The 22,826-nt window shown below is 68.3% G+C and carries 21 protein-coding genes; 11 read left to right on the top strand and 10 right to left on the bottom strand.

Going from position 1 to position 22,826, the window contains the following annotated elements; all coding sequences use genetic code 11:
• Positions 1–93 precede the first annotated feature (93 nt).
• Genes LC039_RS01605 through LC039_RS01620 form a run of 4 tightly spaced genes read right to left on the bottom strand, consistent with a single transcriptional unit; the run spans position 94 to position 3,535 of the window.
• On the bottom strand, positions 94–711 hold the full coding sequence (locus LC039_RS01605) for a TetR/AcrR family transcriptional regulator (protein ID WP_226621312.1): 618 nt from the start codon (positions 709–711) through the stop codon (positions 94–96).
• A complete protein-coding gene (ppk2, locus tag LC039_RS01610) occupies positions 704–1,573 on the bottom strand; it encodes a polyphosphate kinase 2 (protein WP_226621313.1) in 870 nt (289 codons plus the stop codon). The genes LC039_RS01605 and ppk2 overlap by 8 nt, the downstream gene beginning before the upstream one ends.
• Before the next feature lie 54 nt (positions 1,574–1,627).
• Complete coding sequence (locus LC039_RS01615; protein ID WP_226621314.1) at positions 1,628–2,572, bottom strand: alpha/beta fold hydrolase; 945 nt, start codon at positions 2,570–2,572, stop codon at positions 1,628–1,630.
• A 3-nt stretch (positions 2,573–2,575) separates the two neighbouring features.
• On the bottom strand, positions 2,576–3,535 hold the full coding sequence (locus LC039_RS01620; RefSeq protein ID WP_226621315.1) for a homoserine O-succinyltransferase: 960 nt from the start codon (positions 3,533–3,535) through the stop codon (positions 2,576–2,578).
• Between the two features lie 280 nt (positions 3,536–3,815).
• Between LC039_RS01620 and LC039_RS01625 the strand changes: the two genes are divergently transcribed.
• The 5 genes from LC039_RS01625 (at position 3,816) to LC039_RS01645 (ending at position 10,897) form a co-directional block, all read left to right on the top strand.
• Entirely contained in the window at positions 3,816–4,853 is a 1,038-nt protein-coding gene (locus LC039_RS01625; protein WP_226621316.1) for a zinc-binding dehydrogenase, read from the top strand.
• Positions 4,854–4,902: 49 nt separating this feature from the next.
• Positions 4,903–5,571 (top strand): phosphoribosylformylglycinamidine synthase subunit PurQ, encoded by a 669-nt coding sequence (purQ, locus tag LC039_RS01630; protein ID WP_226621317.1) that lies wholly within the window; start codon positions 4,903–4,905, stop codon positions 5,569–5,571.
• 46 nt (positions 5,572–5,617) lie between these two features.
• Complete coding sequence (locus LC039_RS01635; RefSeq protein ID WP_226621318.1) at positions 5,618–7,381, top strand: sensor histidine kinase; 1,764 nt, start codon at positions 5,618–5,620, stop codon at positions 7,379–7,381.
• Positions 7,382–7,453: 72 nt separating this feature from the next.
• A complete protein-coding gene (locus LC039_RS01640) occupies positions 7,454–8,788 on the top strand; it encodes a sigma-54-dependent transcriptional regulator (RefSeq protein ID WP_226621319.1) in 1,335 nt (444 codons plus the stop codon).
• Between the two features lie 282 nt (positions 8,789–9,070).
• Positions 9,071–10,897 (top strand): putative bifunctional diguanylate cyclase/phosphodiesterase, encoded by a 1,827-nt coding sequence (locus tag LC039_RS01645; RefSeq protein ID WP_226621320.1) that lies wholly within the window; start codon positions 9,071–9,073, stop codon positions 10,895–10,897.
• Here the strand turns inward: LC039_RS01645 and LC039_RS01650 are convergent.
• Positions 10,894–11,226 carry a DUF1992 domain-containing protein gene (locus LC039_RS01650; protein ID WP_226621321.1) on the bottom strand — a complete coding sequence of 111 codons (333 nt, stop codon included), beginning with the start codon at positions 11,224–11,226 and terminating at the stop codon, positions 10,894–10,896. The two genes, LC039_RS01645 and LC039_RS01650, sit on opposite strands and share 4 nt — an antisense overlap.
• 68 nt (positions 11,227–11,294) lie before the next feature.
• A complete protein-coding gene (gene mnmA / locus LC039_RS01655) occupies positions 11,295–12,437 on the bottom strand; it encodes a tRNA 2-thiouridine(34) synthase MnmA (RefSeq protein WP_226621322.1) in 1,143 nt (380 codons plus the stop codon).
• Positions 12,438–12,936: 499 nt separating this feature from the next.
• Here mnmA and LC039_RS01660 point away from each other — a divergent pair, with 499 nt between their 5' ends.
• From LC039_RS01660 to LC039_RS26805, 5 genes are all read left to right on the top strand, one after another.
• A complete protein-coding gene (locus tag LC039_RS01660) occupies positions 12,937–13,221 on the top strand; it encodes a DUF1153 domain-containing protein (RefSeq protein WP_226621323.1) in 285 nt (94 codons plus the stop codon).
• Between the two features lie 260 nt (positions 13,222–13,481).
• The gene (gene ctrA, locus LC039_RS01665) at positions 13,482–14,189 is read left to right on the top strand and encodes a response regulator transcription factor CtrA (protein WP_226621324.1); all 708 of its coding nucleotides are present in this window, start codon (positions 13,482–13,484) and stop codon (positions 14,187–14,189) included.
• 65 nt (positions 14,190–14,254) lie between these two features.
• Positions 14,255–16,528 (top strand): NAD-dependent DNA ligase LigA, encoded by a 2,274-nt coding sequence (gene ligA / locus LC039_RS01670; protein WP_226621325.1) that lies wholly within the window; start codon positions 14,255–14,257, stop codon positions 16,526–16,528.
• Positions 16,529–16,535: 7 nt separating this feature from the next.
• Entirely contained in the window at positions 16,536–18,626 is a 2,091-nt protein-coding gene (gene recG / locus LC039_RS01675) for an ATP-dependent DNA helicase RecG (protein ID WP_226621326.1), read from the top strand.
• A 207-nt stretch (positions 18,627–18,833) separates the two neighbouring features.
• Entirely contained in the window at positions 18,834–18,956 is a 123-nt protein-coding gene (locus tag LC039_RS26805; protein WP_264179417.1) for a hypothetical protein, read from the top strand.
• A gap of 284 nt (positions 18,957–19,240) precedes the next feature.
• Here LC039_RS26805 and LC039_RS01680 read toward each other — a convergent pair whose 3' ends face one another.
• On the bottom strand, positions 19,241–19,705 hold the full coding sequence (locus LC039_RS01680) for an iron-sulfur cluster assembly scaffold protein (protein WP_226621327.1): 465 nt from the start codon (positions 19,703–19,705) through the stop codon (positions 19,241–19,243).
• Positions 19,706–19,774: 69 nt separating this feature from the next.
• Between LC039_RS01680 and hisI the strand changes: the two genes are divergently transcribed.
• Positions 19,775–20,137 carry a phosphoribosyl-AMP cyclohydrolase gene (gene hisI / locus LC039_RS01685; RefSeq protein ID WP_226621328.1) on the top strand — a complete coding sequence of 121 codons (363 nt, stop codon included), beginning with the start codon at positions 19,775–19,777 and terminating at the stop codon, positions 20,135–20,137.
• Between the two features lie 111 nt (positions 20,138–20,248).
• Here the strand turns inward: hisI and gluQRS are convergent, their stop codons facing one another.
• Genes gluQRS through trmFO form a run of 3 tightly spaced genes read right to left on the bottom strand, consistent with a single transcriptional unit; the run spans position 20,249 to position 22,696 of the window.
• Entirely contained in the window at positions 20,249–21,124 is an 876-nt protein-coding gene (gluQRS, locus tag LC039_RS01690) for a tRNA glutamyl-Q(34) synthetase GluQRS (protein ID WP_226621329.1), read from the bottom strand.
• Position 21,125: 1 nt separating this feature from the next.
• Positions 21,126–21,347, bottom strand: a complete 222-nt coding sequence (locus LC039_RS01695; RefSeq protein ID WP_226621330.1) for a hypothetical protein — start codon at positions 21,345–21,347, stop codon at positions 21,126–21,128.
• On the bottom strand, positions 21,344–22,696 hold the full coding sequence (trmFO, locus tag LC039_RS01700; protein ID WP_226621331.1) for a methylenetetrahydrofolate--tRNA-(uracil(54)-C(5))-methyltransferase (FADH(2)-oxidizing) TrmFO: 1,353 nt from the start codon (positions 22,694–22,696) through the stop codon (positions 21,344–21,346). The genes LC039_RS01695 and trmFO overlap by 4 nt, the downstream gene beginning before the upstream one ends.
• Between the last annotated feature and the right edge of the window lie 130 nt (positions 22,697–22,826).

Genomic DNA, 22,826 nt, shown 5'->3' on the forward strand with positions numbered 1-22,826 from the left:
CCGCGCACGGCGCGGCAAATCCTAAGTGAGGGGGCTCCGCCCCCGCCGCGCACAGCGCGGCTCCCCCGGCGATATTTGGGTCTCGACGAAGGGTCAGGCGTCGGGCGGGATGAGGCCGAGGCCGCGCAGGTAGATGCCGATGCCGGTCTCCAGCAGCTCGTCGGCGGGGAAGGGCGACTGGGTGCCGGGCGAGTTGCGCGCGAAGAGCTCGACCACGCCGTGGCTCATTGCCCAGATATGGGCCGAGAACATCGAGGCGGGCGGGCGCTTTTCCGGCGGGATGTGCTGCGACAGGTCGGCGGCGGCCTTCTCCAGCACGCCGCGGGCGTGGCGCGAGGCGGCGGCCAGCTCGGGCGAGTGGTTCACCGACACGCCGCTTTCGAACATGGCGATGTAATGGCCGGGGTAGCGGCGGGCGAAGGCGAGATAGGCGCGGCCCGTCGCCTCGAAGGCCGCCAGCGCCGAGGGCTGGCCGCTGTCATAGGCGTATTGCATCAGGTCGCCGAAGATCTCATAGCCCTGCCGCGCCGCCTCGGCGATCAGATCCTCGCGCCCCGAGAAATGCCGGTAGACCGCGGCCGGGGTGACCCCGGCGCGTTTCGCCGCTTCCGACAGGGTGAAGCCGGTCGGGCCCTTTTCCTCGATCAGTTCCAGCGCCGCCTCGACCAGGGCCTGGCGGAGATTGCCGTGGTGGTAGCCGCGTTTAGCCATCCCAGACTTCGGGGCCCCCGGCGATCTTGGGATCGGGCGCGCCGACATTGCGCTCGTCCTTGTTGTCATAGTCGAGATGGGTGAGCACGTGGCGGATCGCCTCGATGCGGGCGCGCTTCTTGTCGTCCGAGCGGATCACCGTCCAGGGCGCGGCGGGGGTATGGCTGCGCGACAGCGTCTCCTGGATCGCCGCGCCGTAGTCGTCCCAGAGCTTCAGCCCCTCGACGTCGATCGACGAGAGCTTCCACTGCTTCAGCGGATCCTTCTCGCGCTCGAGGAAGCGGCGCAGCTGCTCGGCGCGGCCGACGTTGAGCCAGAACTTGAAGAGCTTGATGCCCTCCTCGACCAGCATCTTCTCGAAGTCGGGCACCTGGGCGAAGAAATGCTCGCGCTGCGCCTCGGTGCAGAAGCCGAAGACCTTCTCCACCACGCCGCGGTTGTACCAGCTGCGGTCGAAGAAGACGATCTCGCCGCCCGCGGGCAGGTGGTCGATGTAGCGCTGGAGGTACCATTGCGTCGCCTCGGTGTCCGAGGGTTTGCTCAGCGCCACGACACGCGCGCCGCGCGGGTTGAGGTTCTCGCGGAAGCGCTTGATCGTGCCGCCCTTGCCGGCGGCATCGCGCCCCTCGAAGAGGATGGCGATGCGCTCGCCGCTCTCCTTCACGTGGCGTTGCAGCTTCATCAGCTCGATCTGCAGCGCCTTCAGCTGCTTGTCGTAGGCCTTGCCCTTCATCTCCTCGGAATAGGGATAGCTGGCCGAGAGGATGTCATCCTTGTCGGCGCGGCGGATGGCCTCGCGGATTTCCTTGGGGGCCTGCTTCTCGAAATAGGCGCTGATCGCGCCGTCGAAGGGCTTGGACACGGGCTTGGGTCCTTCGTGTTGAAATCTCTCGGTCAATATGCCGTGTCGCCGCGCCTAGCGCAAACCCGCGCGCGCCGCGGCGCGGGCGATGGCGGCGTCCATCTGTGCCGGGGTGACGTGCTGCGGCATGTGGCCGACGCGGGGCAGGGTGACGAGGTTGGCGCCGGGGATCTGTGCCGCCGTGGGCACCGAGTGGATCTGCAGCCCGACGGTGGTGTCGGCCTCGCCGTGGATCAGTTCCACCGGCAGGTCGAGCGCCGGGTAGCGCGGGGCGAGGGCGCGGATCTCGGCCTTCAGGCTGGCGCGCTGGCGGGCGTTGGCATCGAGGCTCTCGCGCCGGAGGGTCAGCGGCGCGCCGATATGCGCGGCGTAGCCCGCGGGCACGGGGTTGGGGGCGAAGACCTCGGTGATCGCCTCCTGCACCTTGGCATCGGGGGCGAAGGCGGCGATGGCGGGATTGGCCAGCGGCGCGAGCGGGCCCGCGGTCACCTTGTAGAAGAAGGGCAGCCCGCCGTCCCAGGGCTGCGAGGCGGCGCCCAGCAGCACCAGCGCCGAGACCCGCTCGGGGTGGTTGGCCGCCCAGGCCAGCGCCACCGCGCCGCCGTAGGACTGGCCGAGCACGATCGGGCGCGTCGCGCCGAGCTGCGCGGCGGCGGCGGAGAGCAGCTGCGCCTGCTCGAAGATGCTGTCGCCATCCGCCTCGGCCTCGGTGTAGCCCAGCCCCGGGCGGTCGAAGGCGATGACGCGGTAGTCGAGGCTCAGGCGGGAGACGGTGTCAAAGGTCCAGTCGCGCAGGTTGCCGCTGGCGCCGTGGATCAGCACCAGCGCCGGGCCGGAGCCGGCCTCGACGTAATGCACGCGGCGGCCGTCCACCTGCAGGAAGTCGCCCTCGGGCGGAAAGGCCGCTTCCGCGGCGGCCTCTTCCTTTGCCGCCTTGCTGCCGGTCAGCCCGCAGCCCGCCAGAACCAGCGCGGCAACCGGCAGCAGCGCCTGCCACATGGCTCAGGCCCCGACCTTCGCCGCGGCGCGCCAGTCGGTGGACTCGCTGCCGATGCGGGAGACGTCGAAGGGCGTGGTCATGTAGATTTCCGAGATCCAGTTGGTGAACAGCAGATGCGCGTGGCTGCGCCAGCGGTTCTGCGGCTTCTGGCCGGGGTCGTCGTTCGGGTAGTAGTTCGCCGGCACGTTGATCGGCTTGCCGGCCGCGACGTCGCGGTCGTACTCGTCCTTCAGCGTGGTGCTGTCGTACTCGAGGTGGTTGAAGATGTAGAGCGCGCGATGCGCCTTGTCCTCGACCAGCGCGGGGCCGGTTTCGGGCGAGTCGATGAGCACCGGCAGGCCCGCGGCCTCGATCTCGGCGCGCTGCATCTCGGTCCAGCGCGAGACCGGCATCACCATGTCGTCGGAGAAGCCGCGCAGGAAGGGCGAGGCGGGGGCGAGGTTCTGATGGCGCACGCAGCCGAAGGCCTTGTGATCGAGGATGTGCTTCTTCACCCCGTGGAAGTAGTTGATCATCGCCATGCCGCCCCAGCAGACGCCGAAGGTGGCGTGCACATGGGTCTGGCTCCAGTCGAAGACGCGGCGCAGCTCGTCCCAGTAGGTGACCTCGTCGAACTCCAGGTGCTCGACCGGCGCCCCGGTGATGATCAGCCCGTCGAACTTCTCGCCGGTGGCCTCGACCTCGGAGAACGGCCGGTAGAAGGCCTCCATGTGCTCGGCGGCGGTGTTCTTGGTCTGGTGCTCGGTCATGCGGATCAGGCTGAACTCGATCTGCAGCGGCGTCGCCCCGATGAGGCGCGCGAACTGGTTCTCGGTCTGGATCTTCTTGGGCATCAGGTTGAGCAGCGCGATGCGCAGCGGCCGGATGTCCTGCCGCGAGGCGCTGTCCTCGGACATGACCATCACGCCCTCGCGCGAGAGCACGTCGTAGGCGGGAAGGTCTTCGGGCAGCTTGATGGGCATGGATATCGTCCTCTGGTCAGGGCCGCAGATGTATCGCCGCGCGGGCAATTGCTCAAGGGCTGCGTGGGGATGGCGGGGGGCGGAGCAGGAGAGGGGGCGCTGCCCCCTCGCCGCTGCGCGGCTCACCCCCGGCGTATTTCGAAAGAGAAGAAGGCAGGGAGGGGCGGTCGGACGCGGCGCGTGCGGGACAGGTTCGACAGGCAGGGGCACGAGATCGGGAGGGCTTGCCTTTGCCGGGCAGCTGTCGTTCTGTGATCGCAGAATCTGGAGGAGATGTCCCATGCGCGCCGCGGTGCTGAGAGAGTATAACGCCGACCTGTCCATCGAAGACGTTGCGATGCCGGAGTGCCCGGCGGACGGCGTGGTGCTGAAGGTGCTGGCCTGCGGCGTCTGCCGCTCGGACTGGCACGGCTGGTCGGGCGAGCATCCGCGGGTGAAGCCGGGGCAGATTCAAGGGCATGAATATTGCGGCGAGGTGGTCGAGGCCGGGCCGGGCTCGCAGTGGCAGGTCGGCGACAAGCTCGTCGCGCCCTTCATCCTGGCCTGCGGCACCTGCCCGCAGTGCCGCGAGGGGCATCAGCACACCTGTTTCGACCAGCGCCTGCCAGGATTCGTCGAGCCCGGCGCCTTTGCCGAATACGTCGCCGTGCCGCGCGACTTCAATCTCGCGCGGCTGCCCGAGGGCATGTCGCCCACTTTGGCCGCGGGGCTCGGCTGCCGGGTGACCACGGCGTGGCATGCGCTCACCGGGCGCGCGGCGCTGCAGGGTGGCGAGTGGCTGGCGGTGCATGGCACCGGGGGCATCGGGCTTTCGGCGGCGATCCTGGGCCGCGCGCTGGGGGCGCATGTGGTGGTCGTGGACGTGGTGCAGGAAAAGCTCGACCATGCGCTCTCGCTCGGCATGGATGCGGCGGTGAATGCCGCCGAGGAAGACGCGGCGGCCAAGATCAAGGAGATCACCGGCGGCGGCGCGCATGTGAGCGTCGAGGCGTTGGGGATTCCGCAGACCGTCAACGCCTCGATCCGCTGCCTGCGTCCATTGGGGCGGCACGTGCAGGTGGGCATGCCGGTCGGTCATCACGCGGTGCAGGAAGTGGACATGAACGCCGTCTACATGGCCAACCTGGCGCTTTACGGCACCCGCGGCATGCCTTCGCACCGCTATCCGTCGCTGCTTGGATTGATTACGCGCGGAAAGGTGGATATGAGCCCGCTTATCGCGCGCGAGATTCCCCTCAGCCAGGCCGGGGCGGAACTGGCGGCGTTCAACGGGCCGACGCCTCCGGGCGTGGCCGTGATCACCGATTTCACCCGCTGACGCGGGGGCGGCGCCGCAGCGCGCCGCAAGGCCGTTCAGGAGAGTGCCCATGAAAGCCGCCGTCATCGTCTTCCCCGGATCGAACTGCGATCGTGATCTGAAGATGGCCTTCGAACAGGCCGGGCTCGAGGTCGAGATGGTCTGGCACAAGGACACTGCGCTGCCCGCGGGCGTCGACATCGTCGGCCTGCCGGGCGGCTTCTCCTACGGCGACTACCTGCGCTGCGGCGCCATTGCCGCCAACTCGCCGATCTGCCGCGGCGTGAAGGCCCACGCCGAGCGCGGCGGCTACGTCTTCGGCGTCTGCAACGGCTTCCAGATTCTCACCGAGACCGGGCTGCTGCCGGGGGCGCTGCTGCGCAACGCCAACCTCAAGTACATCTGCCGTACCGTGGGTCTGGAAGTGGCCGAGAGCCAGTCGGTCTTCACCCGCGGCTACGAGATGGGCGAGAAGATCGGCATCCCGATCGCGCACCACGACGGCAACTACACCGCCGACGCGGCGACGCTGAACATGCTGGAAGGCGAGGGGCGCGTGGCCTTCCGCTACACCGACAACCCCAATGGCGCGGATCGCGACATCGCGGGCATCCTGTCCGAAAACCGCCGTGTTCTGGGGATGATGCCGCACCCCGAGCGGGCCTGCGATCCGTCGCAGGGCAACGAGGACGGTGCGCGTCTTTTCGCCAATCTGACGGCGGCTCTCGCCGAGGCTTGACCGGCACCGCTTGAGCCGACCGGGCGCCCGGCGTAAGTTGGGCGCCATGTCGGAGCCCACGAGTGACAAGAAAGACAGACGGCGTTCGGGCCCGCTGAGTTGGCGGGTGCGGGCGGCGCTTATCCTTTTGCTGGTGCTGGCGGTCAGCACGGTGTGGATCACCAACGTCCTGCTCACCGACCGCTCCACCGCCTCGACGCGCAACCGCGCCGAGCTGCGGCTGGCGCTCTATTCCGGCAACATCCTCTCCGAGCTGCGCCGCAACGCCATCGTGCCGCAGCTGCTGGCGCGCGACCCGGCGCTGATCGGCGCGCTGAACTCGGGCGATTTCAGCCAGTCGACGCAGCGGCTGATCTCCTATGTCGACGAGATCGGCGCCGCCTCGCTCATGCTGCTCGACCGCGACGGGCGCACCGTGGCGGCGACCGACCGCAACCGGCTCGGCTCGAACCACCGCTCCGAGGCCTATTACGTCGACGCGCTGCGCGCCAATACCACCGTCTTCACCGTGCAGGAGCGCGAGGCGGGCGGTTATGCCTTCACCTACTCGCGCCGGATGGAGAGCCAGAATTCCGCCATCGGCGTGATCATGGTCGAGGTCGATCTGGCCAAGTTCGAGCGCGCCTGGGCGGGGATTACCGATGCCGTCGCGGTGCTCGACTCCGAGGGCCGGATCATCCTCGCCACCGAGCCGCGCTGGCGCGGGCTGACGATGGAGGAGGCGCTGGCCAAGCAGCCCGCCGAGAACGCCATCGAACGCGCCATCAAGGCCACCGCCGACTGGACCGCGCTGCCCGCCGATGCCTACCTGCGCGGCGAGGCGGTGATGCGCATCGACGGGCGCATTCCGTTCCGCGGCTGGACCATGGCGACCTTCACCACCTACGCCTCGGTGCGCGAGAAGGTGAACGCGGTGCTGGCGCTGGAGATCATGGGCTTTGCCCTGCTGACTGCGCTGGCCTTCTACGCGCTGTCCCGGAAAACGGCGCTGCGCATGGCGCTGTTCCAGCGCGAGAGCGTCGAGCTGCGCGCGCTGAACGCCCGGCTGCAGCGCGAGATCGCCGAGCGCGAGAAGGTGCAGAAGGATCTCGCCAGCGCCGAGCAGACGTTGGAGCAGAGCTCGAAGCTGGCCGCGCTGGGCGAGATGTCCGCCGCGGTCAGCCACGAGCTGAACCAGCCGCTCGCCGCGATGAAGACCTATCTCGCGGGCGCGCGGCTGCTGCTCAAGCGCAACCGCCCCGAGGAGGCGATGACCGCCTTTTCCCGCATCGACGACCTGATCGAGCGCATGGGGGCGATCACCCGCCAGCTCAAGAGCTACGCCCGCAAGGGGCAGGCGAACTTCGTGCCGGTCGACATGGGCGAGGCGCTGGCCTCGGCGCTGTCGATGATGGAGCCGCAGCTAAAGGCGCGGCGGGTGCGGATCTCCAAGATCCTGCCCGATCTGCCGGTGATGGTGATGGGCGACCGCATGCGCATCGAACAGGTTCTGGTGAACCTGCTGCGCAACGCCATCGACGCCACCAAGTCCGTCGCCAACCCCGAGATCGAGATCATCCTCGCCAGCGGCGAGACGGCGACGCTCAGCGTGCGCGACAACGGACACGGCATCGAGGATCTCGATGCGCTCTTCGAGCCCTTCTACACCACCAAGCAGCCCGGCGACGGCACCGGCCTCGGCCTTGCGATCTCCTCGGGGATCGTCACCGACCTCGGCGGGCGGCTCTCGGCGCGGAACGGAACCGAAGGGGGGGCTGTTTTCGAGATGCAATTGCCTATCTTGAACGAAAGCCCGGCTGCGGCAGAGTGAGCCGCGGGTGATGACCAGTAAGATACCGCGCGATGCGCGCAAGAAGACCACAACACAAGGCGACCAGACCCTATGACCAAAGCCATGAAGATCGCCATCGTCGACGATGAGAAGGACATGCGCCAGTCAATCAGCCAGTGGCTGGCCCTGTCTGGCTATGACACCGAGACCTATTCCAGCGCCGAAGAGGCGCTTGGCGCCGTCGGCGCGGACTACCCGGGCATCGTGATCTCGGACATCCGCATGCCCGGCATGGATGGCATCCAGTTCCTGCGCAAGCTGATGGGCAACGACTCTGCGCTGCCCGTCATCATGATCACCGGCCACGGCGACGTGCCGATGGCGGTCGAGGCGATGCGCATCGGGGCCTATGACTTCCTCGAGAAGCCGTTCAACCCCGATCGCATGTCGGAGCTGGCAAAGAAGGCGACCAATGCGCGCCGCCTGACGCTCGACAACCGGGTGCTGCGCCGCGAGCTCTCGGACGGCGGCCAGCTGATGAGCAAGCTCATCGGCCAGAGCCCGGCCATGGAGCGTCTGCGCGAGGACGTGCTCGATCTCGGCCAGGCCGACGGCCACGTGCTGATCGACGGCGAGACCGGCACCGGCAAGACGCTGATCGCCCACGCGCTGCACGCGGTGGGCTCGCGCGCCGGCAAGAAGTTCGTGCTGATCTCCTGCGCGGCGATGGACGAGGACGCGCTGATGCGCCGCCTCTTCGGCCCGATGCAGCCCGAGGACACGCGGCTGCCGGCGATCGAGGAAGCGCGCGGCGGCACGCTGGTGCTCGAGGACATCGAGAGCCTGTCGGACGCCTCGCAGGCGCGCCTTCTGTCGGTGATCAACGATCAGGGCACGCCGCCCGAGACCCGCATCGTGGCGATCTGCAACCTGCAGGACGAGGGCCGCACCTGCGAAACCGCGCTGCGCCCCGACCTTTACTACCGCCTCGCGGCGCTGAAGATCACCGTGCCGCCGCTGCGCCAGCGCGGCGAGGACATCCTGACGCTGTTCACCCGCTTCTCCGAGCAGTTCTCGGATGAATACGGCTGCGACGCGCCGCAGGTCTCTGCGCAGGAGGCGGCGCAGCTGCTGCAGGCGCCCTGGCCGGGCAACGTGCGCCAGCTCATCAACCTCGCCGAGCGCGCGGTTCTGCAGTCGCGCCGGGGCACGGGCACCATTGCCTCGCTACTGATGAACGACCACGAGGACATGCAGCCGGTGATGACCACCGAGGGCAAGCCGCTCAAGGAATACGTGGAAGCCTTCGAGCGGATGCTGATCGACAACACCATGCGCCGCCACAAGGGCTCGATCTCCTCGGTGATGGACGAGCTCTGCCTGCCGCGCCGGACGCTGAACGAGAAGATGGCCAAATACGGCCTGCAGCGCTCGGATTACCTCTGACGCGACGCCGGGGCCGCAAGGCGCGGCTTCCGTCCGGTCACTGCCATATCGACGCCGCCCGGTTCCCGGGCGGCGTTTTCCTTTCGTGCCGGGCCAGCCGATGAGGTGCCGCGGTCGCGTATTTCTCCGCGCTGCGGCCGGTTCTTAACAACTCATTAAGTATTTCCCTAAAACCTGAACCAACCGGCCCGGCTTCGCGGTCGGGAGCATTGTTTCGGGGGCATCCGCGGCCCCTCGTTTTAGAACTGAAGAATTTTCTCCAAGCGCAGGGGCGGCTGCATGATGAGTGACCTGACGGACCACGGCGCCTTCGGACATGACAGGCTGCCGGTTTCGGACCTCGACGCCTTCCTGGACCGGATCGGCGCAGCGGCGCTGCCGCTGACCGGGGCGGTGGCTTGCCTGGTCGATCTGCCGGCCGAGGTGGCCGGGCCCCGCGCGCTGCGCATGGCCGCGCCGCTCGGCGGGCCTCTCGCCGACAGCCTGCACCGTCTCGTGGAGCGCCAGCCCGGCGCGCCTGCGCCCGAGGATTGCCCGCGGCACCTCGAGCAGGAGGTGGCAGGTCGTCGTCTGCGGTTCGTGGTCGAGCGCCTCGGGGGGCGCCACAGACCGCGGCCGCAGCCGGACCTCGGAACCCTCGTGCTCGGTTTCGATGCCGAGACCGCAAGTGCGGACGACGCGGGCCGCGCGTCGAAAGGGTTCTTGGCGATGCTCGAGGCGCTGCTGGTCGAGCGCCGCGCCAAGATCGCCATGTCCCGGGACATGGCCGCGCTGCGGCGGCACGCGCAGCACCTGCAGCGGCGCGTGATGCAGGACGCGCTGACCGGGCTCGAGAACGCAGATGCCTTCCGGCAGGCGGTGCGCCGGGCGCTGAACGCCGGGCGCACGCCGCACGCGCTGGTGCTGCTCGACGTCGATCACTTCAAGCAGATCAACGACTTGCACGGGCACCAGTTCGGCGATGTCTACCTGCGCGCCATCGCCGGGGCCTTGACCGGCAGCGTGCCTCCGGGCACCCGGCTCGGGCGGATCGGCGGCGACGAATTCGCTCTGCTTCTGCGTCTGCAGGACGACGCGGAGACAGTGCTCAGCCAGGTGATGCGCGACTGCCGGGCGGGGCTCGCGCGGATGGCGCAGACCATAAGCAAGCCGGGCCTGGGCAGCGTCAGCATGGGGGTCGCGCTGTTTCCCCGGCACAGCGAGAGTTTCGAGGCGCTCTTCGAGCAGGCCGATACGGCGCTCTACGCCGCCAAGGAGACGGGGCGGGGCACGGATGTGATCTTCGATCCCCATTGCCACCTGCGCTTCAGCCTGCGCGAGCTGACGCGGAATTTCTCGGGGGCGCTGGCTGCGGGCGAGATCGGCCCGGCGTTCCACCCCGTGGTCAATCTCGCCACCGGCGAATGCACCGGCTACGAGGTGCTCGCCCGCTGGCGCGGGGAGAACGGCGAGGTCATGGGGCCGGAGCTCTTCTACCCGATCTTCGACAACGCGGTGCTGGCGCAACAGCTCACCTGCAGCATGATCCGGCAGGCCACCGAGGTCCTGCGCCGACTGCCCGCGCGTGGCGCGCTCGGCGGTGCGCCGCTGCGCATGGGGATCAACGTCACCGGGTTCGACCTGCACAACCGGCAATTCAGCGGATCGCTGTCTCGGCTGCTGTCGGACCTCGGCCTGCCCTGGGAGGCGATCGTGATCGAGGTGCCGGAGACGGTGATGCTGGGCGAGACCGGCGGGCGGGCCTTCGAGACGCTGCGCGATCTGCGCAAGCGCGGGGCGGCAATCGCGCTCGACGATTTCGGCACCGGCTATGGCAGCCTGCGCCACCTCGGCACCTGGCCCATCGACATCCTGAAGATCGACCGGCAATTCGTGCAGGGCCTCAGCGGTCGCCCGCGCGACCGGGCGGTGGTCGAGGCCATTCTCGGCATGGCGCGGCGCTTCGGGTTACGCGTGGTGGCCGAGGGGATCGAAACGCCGGGCCAGCTCAGCTACCTGCAGGCCATGGGCTGCGAATCCGGTCAGGGGCACCTGCTGTCGCCGCCGCTCTGTCCCGGTCAACTCGCCGGGGCGCCGCGGGTCTATCCCGTCGGCGAGCGGGTCACCTAGTCCCGGAGAAAGCGGCGCCGGGCCTCCTCGGCCATGGATTGTTTCATCTGAAGCTCGGCCAGCCGGGCCATGGCGGCCTTGCGCGCCTCCGGGTCGGTCAGCCCCGCCAGCACCTGCTGCTGCGCGGCAACCTGCTTCTTGAGGGTGATCTCCTCGGGCAGGGCGCCGGCCTCGGCCATGATCCGGAAGCCCATGGCCTCACCGGGGTCAAGATGTGCCTCGCCGCTGCGGTCGGGCAACGGGTGGCCCTCTCCCTCGAGGCCCCGCAGCTTGCCCTCGGCCAGCGATTTCAGGATCCGGCGTTCCGTGAGACGGCTCAGCCACGACATGACAAGGCCCACCCTTTCGCGTGGAAGGATGGGCCCTGGGAGTGTCTGAAGCAAGAGGGGTGCGGCGATCAGTAGCCGCGCCAGATCCAGCCGCCACCGAAGATGCGGCTGCCCTCGGGGGCGTAGAACACGCAGGCCTGGCCCGGGCTGACCCCTTCTTCCGGGGTGAGCAGTTCGACCTCGGCCTCGGTGTCGCTGAGCGGGCGGATGATCGCGTCGCGCGGCGGGCGGGTAGAGCGGACCTTGACCTTCAGGTGCCATTCGTCGCGGCTGGTGAAGGGCTCGTCCCCGAGCCAGTTGATCTCGCGCACCGGGATCTTGCGGGTCGCCAGCATCTCCTTGGGGCCGACCACCACTTGCTTGGCGTCGACATCCAGCTTCACCACGTAGAGCGGCTCTTCCAGCCCGCCGATGCCGAGGCCGCGGCGCTGGCCGATGGTGTAGTGGATGACGCCCTTATGGGTGCCGAGCTTGCGCCCGTCCGCATGCACGATCTCGCCCGGCTCGGCCGCGCCGGGGCGCAGCTTCTCGATCACCGAGGCGTAGTTGCCGTCGGGCACGAAGCAGATGTCCTGGCTGTCGGGCTTGTCGGCCACAGACAGGCCGTACTTGGCCGCCAGCTCGCGGGTCTCGGCCTTGCTCTTCAGGTGGCCGAGCGGGAAGCGCAGGTACGACAGCTGCTCGGGGGTGGTGGAGAACAGGAAGTAGCTCTGGTCGCGGTTGGCATCGGCGGCCGAGTGCAGCTCGGGGCCCTCCGCGCCATCCATGCGCTGGATGTAGTGACCGGTGGCCATGCAGTCGGCGTCGAGATCCTTGGCGGTCTCCAGCAGGTCCTTGAACTTCACCCGCTCGTTGCAGCGGATGCAGGGCACCGGGGTCGCGCCGCCGAGGTAGCTCTCGGCGAACTCGTCGATAACCGCGTCCTTGAAGATGTTCTCGTAGTCCAGCACGTAGTGGGGAAAGCCCATCTGCTCGGCGACGCGGCGGGCGTCGTGGATGTCGATGCCGGCGCAGCAGGCGCCCTTCTTGGCCAGAGCCGCGCCGTGGTCGTAGAGCTGCAGCGTCACGCCGACCACGTCGTAGCCTTCCTCGGCCAGCATGGCGGCGACGACGGAACTGTCCACGCCGCCGGACATGGCGACGACCACCCGCGTGTCGGCGGGGGATTTCGCAAAGCCAAGCGAGTTCAGGGTCTGGGTATCGAGGGCCATCATCAATCTCCGGGAGTCCGGGGGAATATAGGAAAATGCGTCTTACTAACAAGGGCGCGTTTTAGACAGCGTTAAATCACGCAAGGCCAATATGCGTCACCCCCATAGCTGGGACGGCGTGTATCTGAGAGCGGCGTAAAGCGACTTCGGCGTAGAGCGACGGAAGCGTAGAGCGACCGAGGTGCCGAGTGACCGAAGTACGGAGTGACCGAAGTACAAAGTGACCAAGGCGCGAAGTACCCGCGGCGTCGCGTGACAGCAGCGCAGAAGTGCGGCCGTGCCGGTGAGTGCTGAGCGAACTAGCGCCCGACAGGGTGGCGCTCGACAGAGCGTCGCACGACAGGGGGAAGGCCACGCGAGAGGGCCACTGAGACTGGCATGCGACACAGGCGCAGTTCACGAGTAAACGAGATGGGCATGGGGGCCACAACGGGGGACGACCAAGCGGATCGACTGCCAAGACAGGGCGACCAGGGTGCGACCATACGGGACGACGACCATGTACCTGAAGAAGATCGATGGCCCGCGTGCGGTGACGCTGCCTGACGGCTCGATCATGACACGGGCAGACCTCCCGCATCCGGAAACGCGGCGTTGGGTTGCCTCCCGCAAGGCGGCCGTGGTGCGTGCCGTGCGGCACGGGCTTCTGACCGACGAACAGGCGATGGAGCGCTACGCCCTGAGCGCCGAGGAACTGGCGGAATGGGTCAAGGCCGTCGCAAGTCACGGGGAAGAGGCGCTCAAGGCCACACTCGTGCAGCGTTTCCGGGAACACGACACCTAAAGGTTGAGCAAATCACGCGCGGTAGCCGGCAACGGCTCGGGTCTTAAATCCACGTATGCGGGGCCGCCTGCGGTGCGTCACCTGCCCTAGGGTCAGCCATGGCGCCGAAGCGCAGAAAAAATGCGCGACCTATCCTTATGAGATTCTGTCAAAAGTTGATTGACCGCCCGTCTTCTCTAGAGTGCTCCCGGCTGGGGTAAAGAACCATTAACTAAATTGGGACAGGCTCGGCGCAGGGGTAGAGAAAATCGGAGACGGCCATGCGCATCCTTCTGGTTGAAGACGATCCGACCACGTCTAAGAGCATCGAACTGATGCTGAACCACGCGAACCTGAACGTCTACGCCACCGACCTCGGGGAAGAGGGCATCGATCTGGCGAAGCTCTATGACTACGACCTGATCCTGCTCGACCTGAACCTGCCGGACATCCACGGGCACGAGGTGCTGCGCCAGTTGCGCATGGCACGGATCAACACGCCGATCCTGATCCTCTCCGGGGCCGATGACACCGAGAACAAGATCAAGGGATTCGGCTTCGGTGCCGACGACTACCTGACCAAGCCCTTCCACCGCGACGAGCTGGTGGCCCGCATCCATGCCATCATCCGCCGCTCCAAGGGGCATTCCCAGTCGATCATCCGCACCGGCAAGGTCTCGGTGAACCTCGATGCCAAGACGGTCACCGTGGGCGAACGCCCCGTGCATCTGACCGGGAAGGAATACCAGATGCTCGAGCTGCTCTCTCTGCGCAAGGGAACGACCCTGACCAAGGAGATGTTCCTAAATCATCTCTACGGCGGGATGGACGAGCCCGAGCTGAAGATCATCGACGTCTTCATCTGCAAGCTGCGCAAGAAGCTCTCGGAAGCCACCGGGGATGAGAACTACATCGAGACCGTCTGGGGGCGCGGATACGTGCTGCGCGATCCCGAGCCGCCGGTTGGCGCCATGGCAGTGAACGCCTGACTCTGGACGCGCCCCGCCGCGCGCCCTATCACGTCTGCCAAAAGGCGTGAGCAAGGGATGCGGCAATGGCCCAGAACGTGGCGGAGAAACCGGTAGAGGCACTGACCGAAGCGGAGGCACGGGACGAGCTCGCCCGGCTTGCCGATGTCCTGGCACAAGCCAACACCGCCTACCACACCGAGGACGCGCCCGAGATCTCGGACGCCGAGTATGACGCGCTGAAGCGCCGCAACCTCGAGATCGAGGAACGGTTTCCCGAGCTCAAGCGCGAAGACAGTCCCAGCGAACAGGTCGGGGCACCGCTGGCCGAGGGGTTTTCCAAGGTCCGCCACGTGGTCTCGATGCTCTCGCTCGGCAATGCCTTCGAGCCCGAGGAGGTGGACGAGTTCGACGCGCGCATCCGCCGCTACCTGGGTCTCTCCGACGGCGCTGGGCTCGCCTATACCGCCGAGCCGAAGATCGACGGCCTCTCGCTCTCGCTGCGCTATGAAAACGGCGAGCTGGTGCAGGCCGCCACGCGAGGCGACGGATCGGTGGGCGAGAACGTCACCGCCAACGCCCGCACCATCGCCGACATCCCGCAGCGCCTCGAAGGCGCGCCCGCCGTGCTCGAGGTGCGCGGCGAGGTCTACATGAGCCACGATGACTTCGCGGCCCTCAACGCACGCCAGGAAGCGCGTGGAGGCAAGCTCTTCGCCAACCCGCGCAACGCCGCCGCCGGTTCGCTGCGCCAGCTCGACGCCGAGATCACCCGCGCCCGCCCGCTGCGCTTCTTCGCCTATGCCTGGGGCGAGCTTTCGGCGCCGCTTGGCGAGACGCAGATGGGCTCGATCGAACGGCTGCAGGCGCTGGGCTTCCAGACCAACCCGCTGACGCAGCTCTGCGACGGCCCGCGCGAGATGATCGCGCATTACCGCAACATCGAGGAACAGCGCGCCACGCTCGGCTATGACATCGACGGCGTGGTCTACAAGGTCAACGATCTGGCGCTGCAGGGGCGGCTGGGGTTCCGCTCGACGACGCCGCGCTGGGCGATCGCGCACAAGTTCCCCGCCGAACTGGCCTGGACCCGGCTCGAGGCGATCGACATTCAGGTCGGCCGCACCGGGGCGCTCAGCCCCGTGGCACGGCTGACGCCGGTCACCGTGGGGGGCGTCGTCGTCTCCAACGCCACGCTGCACAACGAGGATTACATCGCCGGGCGCGACGCCAAGGGCGAGGTGATCCGCCCCGATCCCGAGGGCGGTGCCAAGGACATCCGCGTCGGCGACTGGGTGCAGGTCTACCGCGCCGGGGACGTGATCCCCAAGGTGGCCGACGTCGACCTCGGCAAACGCCCCGAGGACGCGCAGCCCTACGTCTTCCCCGCAACCTGTCCGGAATGCGGCTCCGAGGCGATCCGCGAGGAGGGCGACGCCGTGCGCCGCTGCACCGGCGGCCTCGTCTGCCCGGCGCAGGCGGTGGAGAAGCTCAAGCACTTCGTCTCCCGCGCCGCCTTCGACATCGAGGGGCTGGGCGCCAAGCAGGTCGAGCAGTTCTACCGCGACGGCTGGGTCAAGGAGCCGGCGGATATCTTCGAGCTGAAGGCGCGCTACGGCTCCGGCATGCAGCAACTGAAGAACCGCGAGGGCTGGGGCGAGAAGAGCGCCAGCAACCTCTTTGACGCCATCGACGAGAAGCGGAAGATCGAGCTCAACCGGGTGATCTTCGCTCTCGGCATGCGCCACGTCGGCGAGGTGGTCGCCAAGGATTTGGCGAAACATTACCTTAGCTGGGACGCGATGATCGCGGCGGTGGATCAGGCGGTGTCGGCGGTCGAGCGCTACCGCAAGGCCGAGGCCGCCGTCGAGGACGAACGCAAGGCCGCCGCCTCCGCCGGTCGCCGCGCCCGCATCAAGGAAACGCAGGATGCGGTCTGGGCCGAGGCGCCGAAGGTCGCGCCCGAGGCGCGTGCCGCCTGGGACGATCTGGTGGGCATCGACGGCATCGGCGCCATCGTCGCCGTCTCGCTGGTCACCTCGCTGCACCAGGAGGCCGAGCGCGCCTCGGTCGACCGGCTGGTCGCGCATCTGGACATCCAGGACGCCGAGCGCCCGGCGACCGAGGGCAGCCCCGTCGCGGGCAAGACCGTGGTCTTCACCGGCGCGCTGGAAAAGATGACCCGCGCCGAGGCCAAGGCGCGCGCCGAGGCGCTGGGGGCCAAGGTCTCGGGCTCGGTATCCAAAAAGACCGACATCGTCGTGGCGGGCCCCGGCGCGGGCAGCAAGGAGGCCAAGGCCAAGGAACTGGGGGTCGAGCTGATGGACGAGGATACATGGCTCGCGCTGATCGGCGGATGACCCGGGCATGAGGCAGCGCCCCGAAGTTCTCTGGCCGCTCTTTGCCGAGCTGAAGACGCTGGATGGCGTCGGCCCCAAGACCGCGCAGGCGATGGAGGGGCTGGACGTCGTCGCGCCGCGTGACCTGCTGCTGACGCTGCCGCATTCGGTGATCGACCGCCGCCCGCGCCCCTCGGTTGAGGGTGCTGATCTGCCGGGCACTGTGACCGTCGAGGTGCAGGTGCTGCGCCACATGCCCCCCGTCGTGAAGGGGCGGCCCTACCGCATCCAGGTCGAGGACGCCGAGACCACCTTTCAGCTGGTGTTCTTCCACGGCCGGGCCGACTACCTGACCCGCGTGCTGCCCGAGGGATCGCGGCGGCTGGTCTCCGGCAAGGTCGAGCTTTTCGACGGTCTGGCGCAGATGGTCCACCCCGACCACATGCTGCCGCCGGAGGAGGCGGATGCGCTGCCGCTCTTCGAGCCGGTCTACCCGCTCACCGCCGGGGTCACGCAGAAGCTCATGGCCCGCGCTGTGGCCGGGGCGCTCTCCCGCGCGCCCGAGCTGGCGGAATGGGTCGACGGCCCCCTGAAGGACCGCGAGGGCTGGCCCGACTGGCACGCCGCGCTGGAGGCGGCGCATGCCCCTGACGGCATGGCCGCGCTGAGCCCCAGCGCCCCGGCGCGCGCCCGGTTGGCCTATGACGAGCTGCTGGCGCACCAGCTGACCCTGGGCCTTGCGCGGATCAACCGCCGTAAGGGCAAGGGCTTCCCGACCATGGGCGACGGCCACCTGCGCCGCCGCGTGCTTTCGGCGCTGCCCTACCGGCCCACCGGCGCGCAGCTCAGGGCGATGGACGAGATCGCCGAGGACATGGCCGCCGAGACCCGGATGAACCGCCTGCTGCAGGGCGACGTCGGCGCGGGCAAGACGCTGGTCGCCTTCATGGCGCTGCTGGTGGCGGTGGAATCCGGCGGGCAGGGCGTGATGATGGCGCCGACCGAGATCCTCGCCCGCCAGCACATGGAGGGGCTGCAGCCGCTGGCCGAGAGCGCCGGAGTGGTGGTGGAAATCCTCACCGGCCGCGACAAGGGCGCCGAGCGCAGGGCCAAGCTGGCGGCGCTGGCGGCGGGCAATATCCACATCCTCGTGGGCACCCATGCGGTGTTCCAGGACGACGTGGTATTCAAGGCGCTGCGCCTTGCCATCGTCGACGAACAGCACCGCTTCGGCGTGCGTCAGCGGCTGGAACTGGGCCGCAAGGGGCAGGGCGCCGACGTGCTGGTGATGACCGCCACGCCGATCCCGCGCAGCCTGGCGCTGGCGCAATATGGCGACATGGACGTCTCGGTGCTCGACGAGAAGCCGCCGGGGCGCAAGCCGGTGCAGACCGCGCTGGTCTCCACCGAGCGCATGGGCGAGGTCGTCGAGCACCTGCGCAAGGCGGTGGCCGAGGGGCGACAGGCCTATTGGGTCTGTCCGCTGGTCGAGGAGAGCGAGGTCTCGGACCTCACCGCCGCCGAGGAGCGTTTCAAGCGCCTGCGCGCGAAGCTTGGCGAGGGCGTGGTGGGGCTGGTGCATGGCCAGATGCCCCCCGCCGAGAAAGACGCCGCCATGGCGCGCTTCGTCGCCGGAGAGACCAAGGTGCTCGTCGCCACCACGGTGATCGAGGTGGGGGTGAACGTGCCCAATGCCTCGATCATGGTGATCGAGCGGGCGGAGATCTTCGGGCTGGCCCAGTTGCATCAGCTGCGCGGCCGCGTCGGCCGCGGCGAGGCCGCCTCGACCTGCCTGCTGATGTACCAGCCACCGCTCGGCGAAAGCGGCTCGAAGCGGCTGACGACCCTGCGCGAGACCGAGGATGGCTTCCGTATCTCCGAGGTCGATCTGCAGATGCGCGGCGCGGGCGATCTGATCGGCACGGCGCAATCGGGCCTGCCGCGCTTCAAGGTGGCGGATCTCGAAAGCCAGGCCTCGCTGATGGCCATGGCGCAGAGCGATGCGCGGCGGCTGCTGGCAGAGGATCCGGAGCTGACCAGGGATCGTGGCAAGGCGGCGCGCCTGCTGCTTTGGCTGATGCGGCAGGACGAGGCGATCAAGCTGATCAGCGTGGGCTGATCGGCGCGGATCTTATGTAAGTATCTGAAAAGTAAAAGAGAAAATAAAGACCCGGAGCGCCACGGCGTGTTCCGGGTCTTTCTGTTCTCACTCGATGTTCTCATGTGTTCGCAAATGTTCTCAAAAAGTTCTTTACTCGAATCGGATCACATGAGAACAAAAGGGCAACAAGAGAAAACGCACAGCACGCACAGAGGGAACGCCAAGATGATCGACACCATCCGCACCACCATGAGCCGCGCCGACAACACCTCGCTGGTGACCGACATGATCGGGGCTGTCTCGCTGATCGTGATCCTCGTCGGGGCGCTGCACCTGCCGCTGCTCTGAGCTTTCGACTTTCTGCCTGCGGTCTTGCTCCGGGTGCCGTTCGCATCACTGTCCCGATGCGTCGCATTGTTTCCCCAGCTCCGGGTCGCCTGATCCCCGGATACGCAACGCGGCTCTTCCGGAGTCCACAAGACACGCCACTGCCGCCGCCTCCCATCCCCGGAGTGCGGCGGTTTTTTCATGTGGTTTGGTAGGTCTGGCCGGGTCTAGCCTATTCTCGCCGGGCCGGGCCGGGCCGGGCCGGGCCGGGCCCGTGGCCCGCACCGGGCGCAGGGGCTTGGCCGTCAGGCGCTGCGCGCCGCGGCGATCTCCTCGGCGGCCTCGGTCGCCGCGTCCAGCGCCAGCATGATCGACGCATGGCGATTCTTGTAGGCCGCCGCCGGGCGCAGCACCTCGAGCCCGTCGAAGGGGGCAGGCGGGGTCGGCCCGTCCTCTTTCAGCATGGCGCGCAGCGCGTCACGCGCCTGCGCCAGCTGCTCGGGGGTGCAGCCGATGATCGCCTCGCCGACCACCGAGGCCGCCGCCTGGCCGAGCGCGCAGGCCTTCACGTCTTGGCCGAAGTCGCTGACCCGGCCGTCCTGCAGCGCGAGATCCACGGTCACCGTCGAGCCGCAGAGCGGCGAGCGCTTCTTCACCGTGGCGTCGGGATGCTCCAGACGCTCGGTCCGGGGGATATCCGCCGCCAGCGCAAGGATGCGCGAGGAGTAGAGCTTGATCAGATCGGTTTCGGCGGTGGTATTGGCGGACATGGGTTTCCCTTTCGGCTCGCCCCCCATAGATAGGGCGCGCGCCCGGCGCCTGCAAAAGGGAATTTCACCATGAGCTTCGATCCTGCGACCTTGGTCTATGACGCAAACGGCCTGATCCCCTGCATCGCGCAGGAGGAGGCGACTGGCGAGGTGCTGATGATGGCCTGGATGAACGCCGAGTCCGTCGCCCGCACGCTCGAGACCGGCCGAGTCACCTATTGGTCGCGCTCGCGCCAGAGCTTCTGGGTGAAGGGCGAAAGCTCGGGCCACCTGCAGGAGCTGGTCGAACTGCGCGTCGATTGCGACAGCGACTGCCTGCTGGCCCTCGTGCGCCAGACCGGCCCTGCCTGCCACACCAACCGCCGCAGCTGCTTCTACACCGCCGTGCGCGATGGCGAGCCGGTCGAAATCCTGACGCCCATGGAAGACTGACGCACCGCGCCACTTCCGGCACGGCCCTTCTTCTCTTTCAAAATACGCCGGGGTGAGGCGCGCAGCGCCGAGGGGCGGAGCCCCTCTCTTGCACGGGGGCGTCGGCGCCCCTCAGCCACCGAGCCCGACCAAGCGCCGGATGTCCTCGGGCGTTGCCCCGTCCTCGCGATATTTGGCGATCGCCCGCGCGTCGTCGCGCTTGGCCAGGCGCTTGCCCGCGTCGTCGCGGATGAGGTCGTGGTGGTGGTAAATCGGCGTCTCCAGCCCCAGGATCCGCTGCAGGACCACGTGGATTGCCGTTGCCTCGAAGAGATCGCGCCCGCGGACCACGTGGGTGATGCCCTGCGCCGCGTCATCCAGCACCACCGACAGGTGGTAGGAGCCGGGAAAATCTCGCCGCGACAGCACCACGTCGCCGACGTGGCTCAGCAGCCCGTCAGCCGAGAGCGCGATGCGCCCGGTCTCACCCTCGGGACCCGCGCCGGTCTCCTCGAACCACAAATCCTCGCCGATCTGAGCCAGGGCCCGCGCCATGTTCAGCCGCAGCGCCGCGCCGCGCGGGCGGGGCGTCGTGCCGTAGCCCGGGGCCAGCAAGTCGCGGCAAGTGCCGGGGTAGACCAGCCCATCGGGCCCGTAGGCGGGCTCCGCGCCTTCCTGCGGCGCCGAGGCGGCGGCCTGGATATCGCGGCGGGTGCACTGGCAGGGGTAGATCAGCTCGCGCGCCCAGAGCGCATCGAGCGCTGCCTCGTAGGCGGGCAGCCGGTTCGACTGGCGCATCGGCTCCTCGTCCCACCGCAGGCCGAGCCAGCGCAGATCCCCGTAGATCTGCGCCTCCCAATGGGCGCGCGAGCGGGTGCTGTCGATGTCCTCGATGCGCAGCAGGAAGGCACCGCCCGCCGCACGCGCCATGCCCTCGGCCAGAAGCGCCGAATAGCCGTGGCCGAGGTGCAGCGGGCCGGTGGGCGAAGGGGCGAAGCGCGTGCGCAAATCAGTCCTCGCGGCGATAGGCCTTCTCGATGCGCCGGGTGCGGCGCTCCTCGCCGGACTGGTAGATCAGCACCCAGGCCAGCAGGATGAACATCGGATGCGTGAGCCCGCCCGAGAAGATGATGGCCGGCACCCAGATCAGGAAGACGACGATGCCGAGGATCGGCCGCCCCGTCAGCAGGATCGACAGCGGCGGCAGCAGCAGGGCGAGCACATAGTTCACGCGGGCACCTCCTGCGCGGCGAGCCACTCCTGCCAGACGGTCTTGGCGCGGTCGGTGTAGCCCTTGTAGCGCTCCTTGCGGCCGCGGCGGCCGCCGCGCAGCCCTTCGAGCGGGCGGAACAGGCCGAAGTTCACGTTCATCGGCTGGAAGGTCTTGGCCTCGGCGCCGCCGGTGATGTGGTGGATGAGCGCGCCATGGGCGCTGTCCTGCGGCACCGCGGGCAGCTCGCGGCCGAGGATCTCCGCCGCGGCCATGCGGCCCGCGAGCAGCCCCATCGAGGCGCTTTCCACGTAGCCCTCGACCCCGGTGATCTGACCGGCAAAGCGCAGGTTCGGCCGCGCGCGCAGGCGCATCTGCGCGTCGAGCAGCGTCGGCGAGTTGAGGAAGGTGTTGCGGTGGATGCCGCCGAGACGCGCGAAGCTGGCGTTCTCCAGACCCGGAATGCGGCGGAAGACCTCGGTCTGCGCGCCGTATTTCATCTTCGTCTGGAAGCCGACGATGTTGTAGAGCGTGCCGAGCGCATTGTCGCGGCGCAGCTGCACGACCGCATAGGCCTTTTGCTCGGGGTTGTGCGGGTTGGTGAGGCCGATGGGCTTCATCGGGCCGTGGCGCAGCGTCTCGCGGCCGCGCTCGGCCATCACCTCGATCGGCAGGCAGCCGTCGAAATAGCCCGCGGTCTCACCCTCGTGGAACTCGGTCTTCTCGGCGGCCAGAAGCGCGTCGATGAAGCCCTCGTACTGCTCCTTGGTCATCGGGCAGTTGATGTAGGCCTTCTGCTCTTCCTCGGTCTCACCCTTGTCGTAGCGGCTCTGCAGCCAGGCGACGTCCATGTCGATCGTGTCGAAATAGACGATGGGGGCGATGGCGTCGAAGAAGGCCAGCGCCTCGGCGCCGGTCTGCTGCTGCAGCGCCTTGCCGAGCGCGCCCGAGGTCAACGGGCCGGTGGCGAAGATCCAATGCCCGTCCGAGGGCAGCTCGGTGATCTCCTCGTAGCTCACGCGCACGTTCGGCAGCGCGCGCAGCCTGGCGGTCACCGTCTCGGAGAAGGGATCGCGGTCCACCGCCAGCGCGCCGCCCGCGGGCAGCCGGTGCTCGGCGGCGGTGTGCATGATCAACGAGTCCGCCTGGCGCATCTCCCAGTGCAGCAGACCGACGGCGTTCTGCTCGTGATCGTCCGAGCGGAAGGAGTTCGAGCAGACCATCTCGGCGAGGTTGCCGGTGCGATGGGCGAAGGTTTCCACCTTCGGCCGCATCTCGTGGATCACCACGTCAACGCCCTGCCGCGCCGCCTGCCAGGCGGCCTCGGACCCGGCCATGCCGCCGCCCACGATATGAAGAGTTTTGTCCATGCGAGGCAGATAGGCGATCCGCGCCCCGGTGTTAAGAGGGCGCGGGGCGGTTGGCGGGAAAAGGGGGCTGCCGCCCCCTCGGCGCGGCGCGCCTCACCCCCCGCGCGTATTTGAAAAGAGAAGAAGGAGG

This window comes from Alloyangia pacifica (assembly GCF_020524285.1).
Lineage (GTDB): Bacteria > Pseudomonadota > Alphaproteobacteria > Rhodobacterales > Rhodobacteraceae > Salipiger > Salipiger pacificus_B.

Excerpts from the sequence above, each read along its gene's own strand:
- mnmA (WP_226621322.1), bottom strand. The coding sequence starts at position 12,437 with ATGGCCCTCGATACCCAGACCCTGAACTCGCTTGGCTTTGCGAAATCC.
- trmFO (WP_226621331.1), bottom strand. The coding sequence starts at position 22,696 with ATGGACAAAACTCTTCATATCGTGGGCGGCGGCATGGCCGGGTCCGAG.
- LC039_RS01640 (WP_226621319.1), top strand. The coding sequence starts at position 7,454 with ATGACCAAAGCCATGAAGATCGCCATCGTCGACGATGAGAAGGACATG.
- LC039_RS01620 (WP_226621315.1), bottom strand. The coding sequence starts at position 3,535 with ATGCCCATCAAGCTGCCCGAAGACCTTCCCGCCTACGACGTGCTCTCG.
- recG (WP_226621326.1), top strand. The coding sequence starts at position 16,536 with ATGAGGCAGCGCCCCGAAGTTCTCTGGCCGCTCTTTGCCGAGCTGAAG.
- LC039_RS01680 (WP_226621327.1), bottom strand. The coding sequence starts at position 19,705 with ATGTCCGCCAATACCACCGCCGAAACCGATCTGATCAAGCTCTACTCC.
- ctrA (WP_226621324.1), top strand. The coding sequence starts at position 13,482 with ATGCGCATCCTTCTGGTTGAAGACGATCCGACCACGTCTAAGAGCATC.
- LC039_RS01615 (WP_226621314.1), bottom strand. The coding sequence starts at position 2,572 with ATGTGGCAGGCGCTGCTGCCGGTTGCCGCGCTGGTTCTGGCGGGCTGC.
- hisI (WP_226621328.1), top strand. The coding sequence starts at position 19,775 with ATGAGCTTCGATCCTGCGACCTTGGTCTATGACGCAAACGGCCTGATC.
- LC039_RS01645 (WP_226621320.1), top strand. The coding sequence starts at position 9,071 with ATGAGTGACCTGACGGACCACGGCGCCTTCGGACATGACAGGCTGCCG.
- ligA (WP_226621325.1), top strand. The coding sequence starts at position 14,255 with ATGGCCCAGAACGTGGCGGAGAAACCGGTAGAGGCACTGACCGAAGCG.
- LC039_RS26805 (WP_264179417.1), top strand. The coding sequence starts at position 18,834 with ATGATCGACACCATCCGCACCACCATGAGCCGCGCCGACAACACCTCG.
- LC039_RS01660 (WP_226621323.1), top strand. The coding sequence starts at position 12,937 with ATGTACCTGAAGAAGATCGATGGCCCGCGTGCGGTGACGCTGCCTGAC.
- LC039_RS01635 (WP_226621318.1), top strand. The coding sequence starts at position 5,618 with ATGTCGGAGCCCACGAGTGACAAGAAAGACAGACGGCGTTCGGGCCCG.
- purQ (WP_226621317.1), top strand. The coding sequence starts at position 4,903 with ATGAAAGCCGCCGTCATCGTCTTCCCCGGATCGAACTGCGATCGTGAT.
- LC039_RS01605 (WP_226621312.1), bottom strand. The coding sequence starts at position 711 with ATGGCTAAACGCGGCTACCACCACGGCAATCTCCGCCAGGCCCTGGTC.
- LC039_RS01650 (WP_226621321.1), bottom strand. The coding sequence starts at position 11,226 with ATGTCGTGGCTGAGCCGTCTCACGGAACGCCGGATCCTGAAATCGCTG.
- LC039_RS01625 (WP_226621316.1), top strand. The coding sequence starts at position 3,816 with ATGCGCGCCGCGGTGCTGAGAGAGTATAACGCCGACCTGTCCATCGAA.